The organism is Streptomyces sp. NPDC046303 (assembly GCF_055588085.1).
The window spans coordinates 1-13,822 of sequence record NZ_JBVJFA010000051.1; the positions used below are offsets into that span (position 1 = coordinate 1).

Here is a 13,822-nt window from a genome sequence, read left to right on the forward strand (position 1 = left end):
GGACGGGGGGGGCCCCCCCCCCCCCCCCCCCCCCCCCCCCCCCCCCCCCCCCCACCCCCCCCCCCCCCCCCCCCCCCCCCCCCCCCCCCCCCCCCCCCACCACGCCGTCCTAGAGGGTCCCGGTAAGGGCTTCCGGACGGATCGGCGTCTTGTTGAGCTCCAGACCGGTCGCCTGCCGGATCGCCGCGAGGACGGCCGGGGTGGACGACAGGGTCGGGGCCTCGCCCATACCGCGAAGGCCGTACGGCGCGTTCGGGTCGGCGAGCTCCAGGACGTCGACCGGGATGGTCGGGGTGTCCAGGATGGTCGGGATCAGGTAGTCCGTGAAGGAGGGGTTGCGCACCTTCGCGGTCTTCGGGTCCACGATGATCTCTTCCATGATCGCCACGCCGAGGCCCTGGGTGGTACCACCCTGGATCTGGCCGACCACGGAAAGCATGTTCAGGGCCTTGCCGACGTCCTGGGCGGTCGCCAGCTCCACGACCTTGACCAGGCCGAGCTCGGTGTCCACCTCGACGACCGCGCGGTGCGCGGCGAAGGTGTACTGGACGTGGCCGTTGCCCTGGCCGGTCTTCAGGTCGAAGGCGACGGTCGGCCGGTGCCGGAACTCCAGCTCCAGGTCGATCGCCTCCTCGCCCTCGAGGACGTCCGCCAGGTCCGCGAGGACCTCGCCGCCGTCGGTGACGACCTTGCCGCCCTCCAGGAGCAGTTCGGCGGTCGCCCACGCGGGGTGGTAGGAGCCGTTCTTGCGGCGGCCGATCTCCAGGACCTTCTCGCGGACGGCCTCACAGGTGTTCTTCACCGCGCCACCGGTCATGTACGTCTGCCGCGAGGCGGACGTGGAACCGGCGGAGCCGACCTGGGTGTCGGCCGGGTGGATGGTCACCTGCGTGACGCCCAGCTCGGTACGGGCGATCTGCGCGTGGACGGTGACACCGCCCTGGCCGACCTCCGCCATGGCCGTGTGGACCATCGCGACGGGCTCGCCGTTGATGACCTCGAGCCGCACGCGGGCGGTCGAGTAGTCGTCGAAGCCCTCGGAGAAGCCGACGTTCTTGATGCCGACCGCGTAGCCGACGCCGCGGACGACGCCCTCACCGTGGGTGGTGTTGGACAGGCCGCCCGGCAGCGCGCGGACGTCCGCGCCCTCACCGGCGGTCTCCCACTGGCGCTCCGGCGGCAGCGGGCGGGCCTTGACCCGGCGCAGCAGCTCGGCGACGGGCGCCGGGGAGTCCACGACCTGGCCGGTGGGCATGACCGTGCCCATCTCCATGGCGTTCAGCTGGCGGAACTCGACCGGGTCCATGCCCAGCTTCGCCGCGAGCTTGTCCATCTGGGCCTCGTACGCGAAGCAGGCCTGGACGGCGCCGAAGCCGCGCATCGCGCCGCAGGGCGGGTTGTTCGTGTAGAGCGCGATCGCCTCGATGTCGACGTCTTCGACGACGTACGGGCCCACCGAGAGGGAGGACGCGTTGCCGACGACGGCCGGGGAGGCCGAGGCGTAGGCACCGCCGTCGAGCACGATCTTGCACTTCATGTGCGTGATCTTGCCGTCCTTGGTGGCGCCGTGCTCGTAATAGAGCTTCGCCGGGTGGCGGTGCACGTGGCCGAAGAAGGACTCGAACCGGTTGTAGACGATCTTGACCGGCTTGTTCGTGGCCAGGGCCAGCAGGCAGGCGTGGATCTGCATCGAGATGTCCTCGCGACCGCCGAAGGCACCGCCGACGCCCGAGAGCGTCATGCGCACCTTCTCCTCGGGGAGACCGAGGACGGGGGCGATCTGCTTGAGGTCCGAGTGCAGCCACTGGGTGGCGACGTAGAGGTCGACACCGCCGTCCTCGGACGGCACGGCCAGGCCGGACTCCGGGCCGAGGAAGGCCTGGTCCTGCATGCCGAAGGTGTACTCGCCCTCGACGATGACGTCGGCGCGCTTGCGGGCCTCTTCCACGTTGCCGCGGATGATCGGCTGGCGGTGCACGATGTTCGGGTGCGGGACGTGACCGGAGTGGTGGTCGTCGCGGCCCTCGTGGATCAGCGGCGCGTCGGGAGCGAGGGCGGAGGCCTCGTCCGTGACGACCGGCAGCTCACGGTAGTCGATCTTGATCTTGGCGGCCGCGCGGCGGGCGGTCTCCGGGTGGTCGGCGGCCACGAGGGCGACCGGCTCACCGTGGTGGCGTACCCGGCCGTTGGCGAGAACCGGGGTGTCCTGGATCTCGAGGCCGTAGTTCTTCATCTCGGCCGGCAGGTCGTCGTACGTCAGCACCGAGTAGACACCCGGCATGGCCAGGGCCTCGGAGATGTCGATGGACACGATCTCGGCGTGGGCGACGGTGCTGCGCAGCGTCTGGCCCCACAGCATGTCCTCGTGCCACATGTCCGAGGAGTACGCGAACTCACCGGTGACCTTGAGGGTGCCGTCCGGGCGGAGCGTGGACTCGCCGATGCCGCCCTTGGTGTGCTTCTGCGTGACGTTGGTCGGCGTACCCGCCGGGACCGTGCGCGTGTTCTGGGCCATGGTCAGACCGCCTCTGCCTGACGGGCGGCCGCCAGGCGGACCGCGTCGAGGATCTTCTCGTAGCCCGTGCAGCGGCAGAGGTTGCCGGACAGGGCCTCACGGATGTCCTGGTCGGACGGGGAGGAGTTCTCCTCGAGCAGCGCGTCGGCCTGGACCAGGAGGCCCGGGGTGCAGAAACCGCACTGGACGGCGCCGGCGTCGATGAACGCCTGCTGGATGGTGGAGAGCGGGGCGCCCTCGCCGGTCTGCGAGTCGGCGGGCTTGGCCTGCCACTGCTTGGCCGCGTCCAGGGAGACGCCGCCCTTGCTCCCGCAGCCGCCGCCGGTGCCGCAGGCACCGCCGTGGCCGTGCTCCTCGCGCTGCTTGGCGAAGTCCGCCAGGCCCTCGACGGTCACGACGTCGCGGCCCTCGACCTGACCGGCCGCGACCAGACAGGAACAGACCGGCACGCCGTCGAGGCGGACGGTGCAGGAACCGCACTCGCCCTGCTCACAGGCGTTCTTCGAACCGGGCAGGCCCAGGCGCTCGCGCAGGACGTAGAGGAGGGACTCGCCCTCCCACACGTCGTCGGCTTCCTGCTGACGGCCGTTGACAGTGAAATTGACGCGCATGATTACGCAGCCCCTTCAAGCGAGCGGCCGTTGCCGGTACCGCGGTACTGCTCCCAGGTCCAGACGAGCTGGCGGCGAGCCATGATGCCGACCGCGTGACGGCGGTACTTCGCCGTGCCGCGGACGTCGTCGATCGGATTGGCCGCGCCGGAGGCGAGGTCACCGAACTGCTTGGCGATCGACGGGGTGATGACCTTGCCCGACTCCCAGAAGCCGCCCTCTTCGAGCGCGGCGTTCAGGAACTCCTCGGCGGCCTTCGCACGGATCGGGGTCGGCGCGGCCGAACCGATTCCGGTGCGGACCGTACGGGTCTGCGGGTGCAGTGCCAGGCCGAACGCGCAGACCGCGATGACCATCGCGTTGCGGGAGCCGACCTTGGAGTACTGCTGGGGGCCGTCGGCCTTGTCGATGTGGATCGTCTTGATGAGCTCGTCGGCGGCGAGCGCGTTGCGCTTGACGCCGGTGTAGAACTCGTCGATCGGGATCAGGCGAGAGCCGCGTACGGACTCCACCTCGACCTGCGCGCCGGCGGCGAGCAGCGCGGGGTGGGAGTCACCGGCCGGCGAGGCGCAACCGAGGTTGCCGCCGACGCCGCCGCGGTTGCGGATCTGCGGGGACGCGACCGTGTGCGAGGCGAGCGCGAGACCCGGAAGCTCCGTGCGGAGGTTCTCCATGATCTGCGTGTACGGGACGGAGGCGCCCAGACGAACCACGTCCTCGCCGACCTCCCACTCCCGCAGCAGACCGATGCGGTTCAGGTCCAGGAGGTACTCCGGCCGACGGTGGTCGAAGTTGATCTCGACCATCACATCGGTGCCACCCGCAATCGGCACAGCTGTGGGGAACTCGGCCTTAGCGGCGAGCGCCTCCTCCCAGCTGGCGGGGCGAAGGAAGTCCATGTGCGGCTCTCTTCTTCTTCATCGTGTCGTTCACTTCAAGCCAGGAGGCCTAAGGGCCCTCGACTGGTCGTTCACGTGCTGTTAACGCGGTGTGGACTCAGTACACCGGCCGCTTGTCCCCCGGGTGCAGTCACCGAAACCATGAAGGAGTTGGCTGACGGCCTCCCCCGTCTTGTAGATTCGTATGAAAGGCAGGATGCGACGACCTGCCCGATTTCCAACGGCAACAATCGAGACAGATCGGCGGCGACATCATGCGGCTGCGCGCACTGCTGGAAACCGAGGCGCTGGGGCTGCGGCTGCTGGGCGGCGAGGACGAGCTCGACCGGACGGTCCGCGGGGTCATGACGACCGACCTGCGTGATCCCAGCCGATACCTCACCGGGGGCGAACTCGTCCTTACTGGCCTGGCCTGGCGTAGAAATTCAGCCGACTCCGAGCCGTTCGTACGAATCCTGGCGAGCGCGGGCGTCGCCGGGCTCGCGGCCGGCGAGGCGGAGCTGGGAGACATCCCTGATGATCTGGTATCAGCCTGTCGGCGCCACCGCCTGCCGCTGTTCGCCGTAAACGAAACCGTTGCATTCGCCACCATCACGGAGTACGTGGTGCGGCAGGTCTCCGGGGAGCGCGCGGGCGATCTCGCGGCCGTCGTGGACCGCCACCGCCGCCTGATGACCTCGGGTCCGGCGGGCGGTGGACCGGATGTGGTGCTGGATCTGCTCACCACCGACCTCGATCTCCGGGCCTGGGTGCTGTCCCCCACCGGCCGGCAGATCGCCGGGGCGGGCGAGCCGCTGGCACCGGGCGTGTGCGCGGCCCTGGCGAGTGAGCACCTCGCGGCGGTCCGGACGGGCCGCAGGGGCCCGCACCGGATCTCCATTCAGGGTATTACCTACTCGCTCTTCCCGATCAGGGGACACGGCCGGGGCGCCACCGGTCCGGGCGCGCGCGACGTGCGCGAGACCGTGCTCTCGGACTGGCTGCTGGCCGTGGAGGCGGACGCGGGCGACTGGCCCGCCGAGCGCCTGGACCTGCTCCAGGGCGTCACCCAGCTGATCGCCGTCGAGCGGGACCGGCGCGATGCGGCCCGCACCGTGCGGCGCCGCCTGGCACAAGAAGTCCTCGAACTGGTCCAGACGGGTGCTCCGCCCGCCGAGATCGCCGCCCGCCTGCGGGTGGCGGCGCCGGTGCTGCTGCCCGGCCTGGGCGCGGCACCGCACTGGCAGGTCGTCGTGGCCCGGGTGGACTGGGACGGCGGGGACATCCCCGGCGGGCCGGTGGCCCAGTCGCTGCTGGAGGAGATCCTCGTCGACCCGTCCGTCTCGGGGCCGGAGCCCTCGGACCGGATCGCCGTCGCCCACGCCGGGGACGAGGCCATCGCGCTGGTGCCGCTGCCCTCGCTGACCGGGGAGGGCGGCGAGGACAAGGGCCCCGACGCGGCCCTGCACGCCGACGAGCTGCTGACGGCGGTGCGCGACCCCCTGCAGGCCGGGCTGGCCGACGACGGGCGGCTCACGCTGGGCGTCAGCGCGGCCGTGCACTCCGCCGAGGGCCTGCGCGGGGCGCTGGAGGAGGCCCGGCACGCCCGTCGGGTCGCCGCGGCCCGTCCGGGCCGGGTCTGCGCCGCCGGGCACCACGAGCTGGCCTCGCACGTGCTGCTGCTGCCGTTCGTGCCGGACGACGTCCGGCGCGCCTTCACGGCCCGGCTGCTGGACCCGCTGCGGGACTACGACCGGCGCCACCGCGCGGAGCTCATCCCGACGCTGGAGGCCTTCCTGGACTGCGACGGTTCCTGGACCCGCTGCGCGACGCGCCTGCACCTGCACGTCAACACGCTGCGCTACCGGGTCGGGCGAATCGAGCAGTTGACGGCTCGGGACCTGTCCCGGCTGGAGGACAAGCTCGATTTCTTCCTGGCACTGCGCATGAGCTGAGAAGATCCGCCCCGCGGCCGGCGGGGTCCGGCCCGGGGCCGCTGATGATCCGTCCGGACTTTGTGAAAGAGTTCACCCGACCCCTTGGCCGGAGCCGCCGATCCGTGCTCTCATTTCGCCCCAGGGCTCAACGATGTGCTGCTTGATTGCTTTGGGGAGGGCAATGTGGCGGATACCGCCATGTCGGGTGCCGGAACTACCGGGGGAGACGACCCCCTCCAGCGGGCGATATGGCGGCTGCGCTCGCGCGGCTGTTGGACCGACGCGGCGGCGCTGCTGACACCACACGTCGGCAAGGCCGGGAACGCGGGAGCCGCCGTGCAGCGGACCGCGCTGCTCGTCGAACGGTGCCTGTTCACAGGTCAGGGCTGGGCCGAGGCGGAAGACGCGCTGCGGGTCGCCGAGGCGGTCGCGCAGGACGACGACGACCGGGGCGCCGCCGCGTGCGAACGGGGCCAGCTGGCGTACGCCGCGACCGTGCTCGGCGTACGGGACCGGGCCGACGAGGCCCGCTCCGCGCTGGGCCGGGCGGCGGCCCTGCTGTCGCCGGGCTCGCGGACCCGCCCGCTGCTGGACTTCCGACGGGGCCTGGTGGCGGAGCACCTCGCGGACGCACCGCAGTCGGCCCGTCCGGCGTACCACCGGGCGCACGCCGGGGCGGTCGCCCACGGGGACACGCTCCTGCTGTCCTTCACCTGGCGGCACCTGGCGGCGCTGGCCCTGCGGGACGGCGAGGTGGCGGAGGCCCGCCACGGCTTCCTGGAGTCCCTCCGGATCCGGGAGGAACTGGGCTTCCTGGTCGGCACGGCCCCGGCACTGGCCGCCCTGGCCGAAGCAGAGCCGGAACCGGAGGCAACCCGTCTGCGCGCCGAGGCCCGCCGCCTGTTCCACCTCCTGGGCGGCATCCCGACCTGGCTGGCCGACCAGCTCCACCCGACCCCGTCGCCCGACACATCGAGCCCGGCCGGCGTCTGAGGCGCGGGGTCGGGGGGCAAATCCAGCCCCGCCGGCGTTTGAGGCGCGGGGGTCCGGGGGCAGAGCCCCCGGCAGCGGCGGCGTGCCCGATCGCGGCATGCCCGGGCAGGGGCGGAGCCCAGGGACGGACCGCAGGGTCAGAGGGTGGCGCCCGTGAAGTGTTCGCGGACCAGGGACTCCACGACCGGGAGGTCACCGGCGGCCAGGGCCTCCAGCAGCGCCGCGTGCTCCGCCGCATCGGCGACGAGATCCGCCCGCCGCACCCGCGGAGCGCCGGGCAGCGGCCACTGCGCCCGCCGGTGGAGCTCCTCGGCCACCTGGACCAGCTGCGCGTTGCCCGCCAGCGCGAGGACCTCGCGGTGGAAGGCCCGGTCCGCCTCCGCGTAGCCCGGCACGTCCCAGGCCGCCGCCGCCTCCGCCGTGGCGGCCGCGGCCGGCCGCAGGGCCTCCCAGGTCTCCGCGGGCACGGAGCGGGCCAGCCGGAGCATGACCGGGACCTCGAGCAGGGCCCGCACCTCGGCCAGCTCCGCCAGTTCGCGCGGCGTGCGCGACAGGACGCGGAAGCCCCGGTTCGGGAGGCATTCCACCGCCCCCTCCAGGGCCAGCTGCTGCATCGCCTCGCGCACGGGCGTCGCGGACACGCCGAAGCGGTCCCCCAGGGTGGGACCGGAGTAGATCTCGCCCGGCACCAGCTCGCCCTCGACCAGCGCCGCGCGCAGTGCGTCGAGGACCTGTCCGCGCACGGAATGGCGCAGCACCTTGCGGGTCTGTGCCGGTACCCGGGATGGGGCCGTGTCGTGCACTCGGTCCTCCTCGGTGTGTCGGCCTGTCCAGAGGATACGGCCTGACCGAGATCGGGTAAGGTAAGGCTAACCTGCTAACGATCGCGCGATTTGGTGGTCCGTCATGACCGTCACGGCCGTTCCCCCCGCCACCGCCTCCCCGGTGGCGGACGCGTACGCCCGGCTGGCCGAGGCCTACGCCGGACTGCTGGTCGTCGAGCGGTCCGCGCACGAACCCGGCCCTCGCGGTGCGGGCTGGGTCGGCGCGGACGAGCTCGCGGCGGGCGGAGCGGCCCTGGACGCCTTCCTCGCCTGGGACGAGGCCCAGGTCCTGCGGGACTACGGGCAGCAGGCCCGCCCCGACGTGGTCGCGAGCTTCGGACTGCACCGGTACGCGTGGCCGGCCTGCCTGCTGATCACCGTGCCCTGGTTCCTGCACCGGCGGGTCCCCCGCCTCCCGGCCGCGCAGGTGGCCTTCCACCGGACCCTGGGCCGGATGTCCGTACACGTCGAAGGTTTCGCCTGCCTGCCGGACGACCCGGCGGCCGCTCTCTCCGGGGCCCGGGTCGTGCCCGACGAGGAGGCGCTGCGTGCCGAGGTGCGGGCCGCGGTGGCCCACCACCTCGAACCGGTGCTGGCGGGCTTCGGACCGCGCATGCGGCGCGGCCGCCGCGCCCTGTGGGGCATGGTGACCGACGAGGTCGTCGAGGGCCTCTGGTACGCCGGCCACCTGCTCGGCGAGGAGCAGCGGGCCATGGCCGAGCTGGAGGCGCTCCTGCCCGGCTCGACCGCCCCGTATACCGGGGGTGCGGGATTCCGGACGCTCTGCGCGCCGGACGGCAGCGCGCTGCCCACGCGGGACCGGGCCAGCTGCTGCCTCTTCTACACGATCCGGCCGGACGACACCTGCGCCACCTGCCCCCGGACCTGCGACGCGGACCGCATCGCCCGCCTCACGGCGGCGGCCGAGGCGATCCCGAGCTGAACCCACCCCCCAGGGTGACGTCAATCGAACACAACTCCCGTCGCACGGGCGCCAGTTCGAACCACAACACCCTATCCGGCGGGCCCCGCCCCCCGATGGCGTCCACTTGCCCCGAAACCGGCATGCCGAGCCGATCCGCTGCGCCACTATGGCGCCGGAAGGCCGCACACGCGAGGCAGAGGCAGGGACATCCGCATGAGACTGACCGACATATCGCTGGACTGGCTGCTGCCCGGCAGCCTGTTGATCCTGGGCGTACTTGCGGCAGTTGCGGTACTGGCGCGGGGCAAGCGCGAGAGCGAGAAGGCCGCTGCCGACGACAGCTGGGAGCGCAGTGAGGAGCGCCGCAGGCGCAAGGAGGCCGTCTACGGGACCGCCTCCTACGTCCTGCTCTTCTGCTGCGCGGCGGTCGCCGCCGCGCTCTCCTTCCACGGACTGGTCGGCTTCGGACGGCAGAACCTCAGCCTCTCCGGGGGCTGGGAGTACCTGGTCCCCTTCGGCCTCGACGGCGCCGCCATGTTCTGCTCGGTGCTCGCCGTCCGCGAGGCCAGCCACGGTGACGCGGCCCTCGGCTCGCGCATGCTGGTGTGGCTGTTCGCGGGCGCGGCCGCCTGGTTCAACTGGGTGCACGCGCCGCGCGGCCTGGGCCATGACGGGGCCCCGCAGTTCTTCGCCGGCATGTCGCTCTCCGCGGCCGTCCTCTTCGACCGGGCCCTCAAGCAGACGCGCCGGGCGGCGCTGCGGGAACAGGGCCTGATCCCCCGGCCGTTGCCGCAGATCCGGATGGTCCGCTGGCTGCGGGCGCCCCGGGAGACCTTCGGGGCGTGGTCGCTCATGCTGCTGGAGGGAGTGCGCACCCTCGACGAGGCCGTGGACGAGGTGCGCGAGGACAAGAAGGAGAAGGAGAACGACCGGCACCGCAGGCGGGAGCAGCACCGCCTGGACCGTGCGCACATCAGGGCGCTGGGCCGGCAGCACCGGGCCTTCGGGCGGGTGCGTGCCCGCCAGGTCGAACTCCCGGAACTGACCCAGGGAGCGGGCTCCGCGCCGGTCGGCGCGGAGCCGGCCATACCGGAATCGGCACAGCTGCCCCCGCGCCGAAGGCCCTCCCTGCAGGCCGTCAGCCGGACCGAGTCCGTTGAGGTGACCGGCCCCCGGACGGTGGACCTCACCGCCGAGGACGACACCCAGACGATCCCCCGGCTCGACTCGCTGGAGCGCAAACTGAAGGACCTGGAGCAGCAGTTCGGCTGACCGGCCCCGGTCCTGGACCCCGGAGGGCTCGCCCGCTCAGGCGAGCCCTCCGTCCAGTTCGAACCAGACCACCTTGCCGCGGCCCGGTTCCACCACGTCCACGCCCCACGCGTCGGCGAGCGCCTGCACCAGGAGCAGCCCCCTGCCGTGCGTACCGTCGTCGGCGGTCGGTACGTACGGCAGGGGCCGCCGGGAGGCGTAGTCCCTCACCTCCACCCGCAGCCGGGCGGCGGCCAGGCTCGCGGAGACCTCCGCGCCCTGCTCGGTGTGGACGAGGGCGTTGGTGACGAGCTCGGTGATCAGGAGTTCGGCCACCTCCGCCGCATCGGCCCGGCACCGGTGGTGGCGCAGCAACTCCCGTAAGGAGCGCCGGATTTCGCCTACTGCCTTCAGATCCGCCCGGCGCACGCTGCGGCTGATCCCCGGCCCGTCCACCGCTCCCCCGCCCTCGGCTGCGGGCTCCCGGGGTACCGGCCGGCCCCGCTTCCACAGCTTCCCCGTGTTCGCCCCCACCCGCACGGCGGTGTACCTCCCGCGTTCATTGCTCTCGAACTGGTCTACGGGATGCATGCCCCCCGGACCGGTCCGCACTCCTGCGGGCTCACGGGCGCGGCACGTTGCGGAGGTTGGATCGAGCCATCTGGATCATCCGGCCCACCCCGCCGTCCAGCACGATCTTGCTGGCGGAAAGGGCGAATCCGGTCACCATCTCGGCGCTGATCCTCGGCGGGATCGACAGGGCGTTGGGGTCGGTCACCACGTCCACCAGAGCGGGCCCCCGGTGCTTGAACGCGTCCTTCAAAGCACCTGTGAGCTGCTTGGGCTTCTCCACGCGCACCCCGTACGCCCCCGCCGCGCGGGCGATGGCGGCGAAGTCGGGATTCGTGTTCGTCGTCCCGTAGGAGGGCAGGCCGGAAACCAGCATCTCCAACTCGACCATTCCGAGGGATGAGTTGTTGAACAGGACCACTTTGACGGGCAGGTCGTACTGCACCAGGGTGAGGAAATCTCCCATCAGCATCGAGAAACCGCCGTCACCCGACAGCGACACCACTTGACGGCCCCTGTCGGTGAACTGTGCGCCGATGGCCTGCGGGAGGGCGTTGGCCATCGAGCCGTGGCTGAAGGAACCGATGATGCGCCGCTTGCCGTTCGGGGAAAGATAGCGCGCCGCCCACACGTTGCACATGCCGGTGTCGACGGTGAACACGGCGTCCTCGTCGGCGAGTTCGTCGAGCACCGAGGCCACGTACTCGGGGTGGATGGGTGTGTGCTTCTCCACCTTGCGGGTGTAGGCCTTGACCACGCCTTCCAGGGCGTCGGCGTGCTTCTTCAGCATCCGGTCCAGGAAGCGGCGGTCCGTCTTGGCCCGTACCCGGGTGTTCAGGGCGCGCAGGGTCTCCCGTACGTCTCCCCAGACGGCGAGGTCCAGCTGGGAGCGGCGGCCGAGGTGTTCGGGCCGGATGTCCACCTGGACGATCTTCACGTCGTCGGGGAGGAAGGCGTTGTACGGGAAGTCCGTGCCGAGCAGGATCAGCAGATCGCATTCGTGGGTCGCCTCGTAGGCCGCGCCGTAGCCGAGGAGGCCGCTCATGCCGACGTCGTACGGATTGTCGTACTGGATCCACTCCTTGCCGCGCAGGGCGTGCCCGATGGGCGCCTTGACCCGGCCGGCGAACTCCATCACCTCGGCGTGCGCCCCTGCGGTGCCGCTGCCGCAGAAGAGCGTGACCTTGTCGGCCTCGTCGACGAGGCGGACCAGCTTGTCGATCTCCGCTTCGCCCGGGCGGACCGAGGGCCGGGCGGTGACGAGGGCGTGCTCCACGGACTTCTCCGGCGCGGGCTGTGCGGCGACGTCACCGGGCAGCGCGACGACGCCGACCCCGCTGCGTCCGACGGCGTGCTGGATGGCGCTCTGGAGCACCCGCGGCATCTGCCGGGGGTTGGAGATCAGCTCGCTGTAGTGGCTGCACTCGGCGAACAGCCGGTCGGGGTGGGTCTCCTGGAAGTAGCCCAGACCGATCTCCGAGGAGGGGATGTGGGAGGCGAGCGCGAGGACCGGCGCCATGGAGCGGTGGGCGTCGTACAGGCCGTTGATCAGGTGCAGGTTTCCCGGGCCGCAGGAGCCCGCGCAGGCGGCGAGGCGGCCGGTGATCTGGGCCTCGGCGCCGGCCGCGAAGGCCGCCGTCTCCTCGTGCCGGACCTGGATCCAGTCGATGCCACCCGTCCGGCGGATTGCGTCCACCACCGGGTTGAGGCTATCGCCGACGACCCCGTACAGGCGGCGGACGCCCGCGCGCACGAGGATGTCGACGAACTGCTCTGCGACGTTCTGCTTGGCCATGCCTCCTATCCAGCCATGGGTGTGCCGGTTACGCCTCCCAGACGGCGGCGGCCGTGCGGTCGTCGGCGTAGCCCTTGAGCCGGAGCTGGGTGTCGGCGAGGAAGGACGCGAGGCCGGGCGGTTCCGGCTCGGCCCAGCGCGCGGCGAGCTCGGCCGGGAGGTCCGGTTCCTCGCGCATCGGCTCCGCCAGGCCGCCGGAACACAGCAGCAGGGTGTCGCCGGGGCGGGCCACGGAGGCGCGGAACCGGAAGCCCCCGTCGGCCTCCTCGTCCGGGCCGGGCGGGGCGGAAGCGCCGGCCGGGGCGGCCGGGGCGGGCGCGGCGGCCGGTTCCAGGTCCTGCCAGGCGCCGTCCCGGAGCCGGAACAGGCCGCCGGCGCCGGAGCCGAAGCACACCCGGGTGCGGCATTCGGGGTCCACCGGGAGCAGCAGTGCGCGTACTCCGGCCGTGTAGGCCTCCTCGGCGAGCCCCAGTTCGGCGGCGCGGGCGCGCAGCCTCCCGTAGCCGCGGTCGGTGAGTCGCTGGAGGCCCGAGCGCAGGGCGTCGCGGCGCCCGGCCCGGATGTCTTCGGCCAGCCGCTCCTGGCTCCTCCCGACGGCCGCCGCGATGGTCCGGCAGACCTCGGCGGCGGCCTCGGCGGCTCCGGGGGCGGCGCGGTCGCCGCCGGCGAGGGCCACCAGGACCAGGGCGTCGTCGCCGCCGCCGAACCGGGCGGTGAGCAGGAAGTCGCGGCGGGCCTCGCCGCGGAACCGGGCGGAGTCCCCGCGCAGGGAGGCGGCGCGCAGGGTGTACGTGCCGTAGCGGGCGCCCTCCAGGACCGTGTCGGGGACCAGCCCGTCCAGCGCGGCGGGGTCGGCGGGCGGGAGCGCGCCGGGTTCGGCGGCGTAGGTTGGTGCGCGGTCGCCGAGGTGACGCACCTCGGGCCGCCGTTGCGCCGCCGCGGGCTCCACCGCGACCCCGGGCTCCGGCACTTCCTCGGCCCGGCCCTTCTCGGGCGGCGCCTCCGAGCGCCGCACGGGCGGCTCGGCCCCCGCCCCGGCCCCGGCGCCCCGTACGGGCGGCACGTCCACTCCCCCGAGCGCGTACCCGGTGACGCCCCCTTCCCGCGGATCCCGCGGCCCGCTTGCCGGCGGCGGGGCGGACGGAGCCGGAGGCGCGGCCGGCGGAGGTGCGGCAGCCGGAGGTGGAGGGGCGGCCGTCGGCGGCGCGCCGGCCGGAGCCGGGGCGACAGGCGGCGCGGCAGCCGGAGGCGGCGGGGTCACGGGCGGGGCGGTGGCCCGGGGGGTGGCGGGGGGCCATCCCGGTGGAGGGGGCGGTGGGGAGCGGCGGGGGCCGGGGAGCAGTGGCTCCGGAGCGGGTGGGACGTGCGGCGGTACGGGCGGGCGCGCCGGGAGACCCGCCGGTACCGGCCCTGGCACCGGCCCCTCCCCCGACACCGGCTCAGGCTCGTGCTCGGGCCCTGGCCGCCCCGGTCCCGAGGCCTGTCCGGGCACCCAAGGCGAGCCCGGGCCCGAGCCGGTCCCC

11 protein-coding genes are annotated in these 13,822 nt (G+C 73.0%); 4 read left to right on the plus strand and 7 right to left on the minus strand.

The window, feature by feature from the left end; genetic code table 11:
• Positions 1-109: 109 nt before the first annotated feature.
• Genes pucD through ACZ6I1_RS32400 form a run of 3 tightly spaced genes read right to left on the minus strand, consistent with a single transcriptional unit; the run spans position 110 to position 4,025 of the window.
• The gene (pucD, locus tag ACZ6I1_RS32390; RefSeq protein WP_469292474.1) at positions 110-2,515 is read right to left on the minus strand and encodes a xanthine dehydrogenase subunit D; all 2,406 of its coding nucleotides are present in this window, start codon (positions 2,513-2,515) and stop codon (positions 110-112) included.
• A 2-nt stretch (positions 2,516-2,517) separates the two neighbouring features.
• The gene (locus ACZ6I1_RS32395; protein WP_469292475.1) at positions 2,518-3,126 is read right to left on the minus strand and encodes a (2Fe-2S)-binding protein; all 609 of its coding nucleotides are present in this window, start codon (positions 3,124-3,126) and stop codon (positions 2,518-2,520) included.
• Between the two features lie 2 nt (positions 3,127-3,128).
• The gene (locus ACZ6I1_RS32400) at positions 3,129-4,025 is read right to left on the minus strand and encodes an FAD binding domain-containing protein (RefSeq protein WP_469292476.1); all 897 of its coding nucleotides are present in this window, start codon (positions 4,023-4,025) and stop codon (positions 3,129-3,131) included.
• A gap of 254 nt (positions 4,026-4,279) precedes the next feature.
• On the opposite strand from ACZ6I1_RS32400, the gene ACZ6I1_RS32405 reads away from it, so the two are divergent.
• Positions 4,280-5,959: a PucR family transcriptional regulator gene (locus ACZ6I1_RS32405; protein ID WP_469292477.1), complete on the plus strand. Its 1,680-nt coding sequence runs from the start codon at positions 4,280-4,282 to the stop codon at positions 5,957-5,959.
• Between the two features lie 165 nt (positions 5,960-6,124).
• Positions 6,125-6,934, plus strand: a complete 810-nt coding sequence (locus ACZ6I1_RS32410) for a hypothetical protein (RefSeq protein WP_469292478.1) — start codon at positions 6,125-6,127, stop codon at positions 6,932-6,934.
• A gap of 137 nt (positions 6,935-7,071) precedes the next feature.
• On the opposite strand, the gene ACZ6I1_RS32415 is transcribed toward ACZ6I1_RS32410, so the two are convergent.
• Entirely contained in the window at positions 7,072-7,737 is a 666-nt protein-coding gene (locus tag ACZ6I1_RS32415) for a GntR family transcriptional regulator (protein WP_469292479.1), read from the minus strand.
• Positions 7,738-7,840: 103 nt separating this feature from the next.
• Between ACZ6I1_RS32415 and ACZ6I1_RS32420 the strand changes: the two genes are divergently transcribed.
• The gene (locus ACZ6I1_RS32420; protein ID WP_469292480.1) at positions 7,841-8,701 is read left to right on the plus strand and encodes a (2Fe-2S)-binding protein; all 861 of its coding nucleotides are present in this window, start codon (positions 7,841-7,843) and stop codon (positions 8,699-8,701) included.
• A 195-nt stretch (positions 8,702-8,896) separates the two neighbouring features.
• Positions 8,897-9,955, plus strand: coding sequence for a DUF2637 domain-containing protein (locus tag ACZ6I1_RS32425; RefSeq protein ID WP_469292481.1), 1,059 nt, complete (start codon positions 8,897-8,899; stop codon positions 9,953-9,955).
• 36 nt (positions 9,956-9,991) lie between these two features.
• Here the strand turns inward: ACZ6I1_RS32425 and ACZ6I1_RS32430 are convergent, their stop codons facing one another.
• From ACZ6I1_RS32430 to ACZ6I1_RS32440, 3 genes are all read right to left on the minus strand, one after another.
• On the minus strand, positions 9,992-10,474 hold the full coding sequence (locus tag ACZ6I1_RS32430) for an ATP-binding protein (RefSeq protein WP_469292498.1): 483 nt from the start codon (positions 10,472-10,474) through the stop codon (positions 9,992-9,994).
• 82 nt (positions 10,475-10,556) lie between these two features.
• Positions 10,557-12,299 (minus strand): pyruvate dehydrogenase, encoded by a 1,743-nt coding sequence (locus ACZ6I1_RS32435; RefSeq protein ID WP_469292482.1) that lies wholly within the window; start codon positions 12,297-12,299, stop codon positions 10,557-10,559.
• A gap of 28 nt (positions 12,300-12,327) precedes the next feature.
• Positions 12,328-13,362, minus strand: a complete 1,035-nt coding sequence (locus tag ACZ6I1_RS32440) for a protein phosphatase 2C domain-containing protein (protein ID WP_469292483.1) — start codon at positions 13,360-13,362, stop codon at positions 12,328-12,330.
• Positions 13,363-13,822: the final 460 nt, after the last annotated feature.

What these genes read in the sequence shown, in the direction of transcription:
- ACZ6I1_RS32395 (WP_469292475.1), bottom strand. Translation starts at nt 3,126, where the DNA reads ATGCGCGTCAATTTCACTGTCAACGGCCGTCAGCAGGAAGCCGACGAC.
- ACZ6I1_RS32425 (WP_469292481.1), top strand. Translation starts at nt 8,897, where the DNA reads ATGAGACTGACCGACATATCGCTGGACTGGCTGCTGCCCGGCAGCCTG.
- ACZ6I1_RS32435 (WP_469292482.1), bottom strand. Translation starts at nt 12,299, where the DNA reads ATGGCCAAGCAGAACGTCGCAGAGCAGTTCGTCGACATCCTCGTGCGC.
- pucD (WP_469292474.1), bottom strand. Translation starts at nt 2,515, where the DNA reads ATGGCCCAGAACACGCGCACGGTCCCGGCGGGTACGCCGACCAACGTC.
- ACZ6I1_RS32420 (WP_469292480.1), top strand. Translation starts at nt 7,841, where the DNA reads ATGACCGTCACGGCCGTTCCCCCCGCCACCGCCTCCCCGGTGGCGGAC.
- ACZ6I1_RS32405 (WP_469292477.1), top strand. Translation starts at nt 4,280, where the DNA reads ATGCGGCTGCGCGCACTGCTGGAAACCGAGGCGCTGGGGCTGCGGCTG.
- ACZ6I1_RS32400 (WP_469292476.1), bottom strand. Translation starts at nt 4,025, where the DNA reads ATGGACTTCCTTCGCCCCGCCAGCTGGGAGGAGGCGCTCGCCGCTAAG.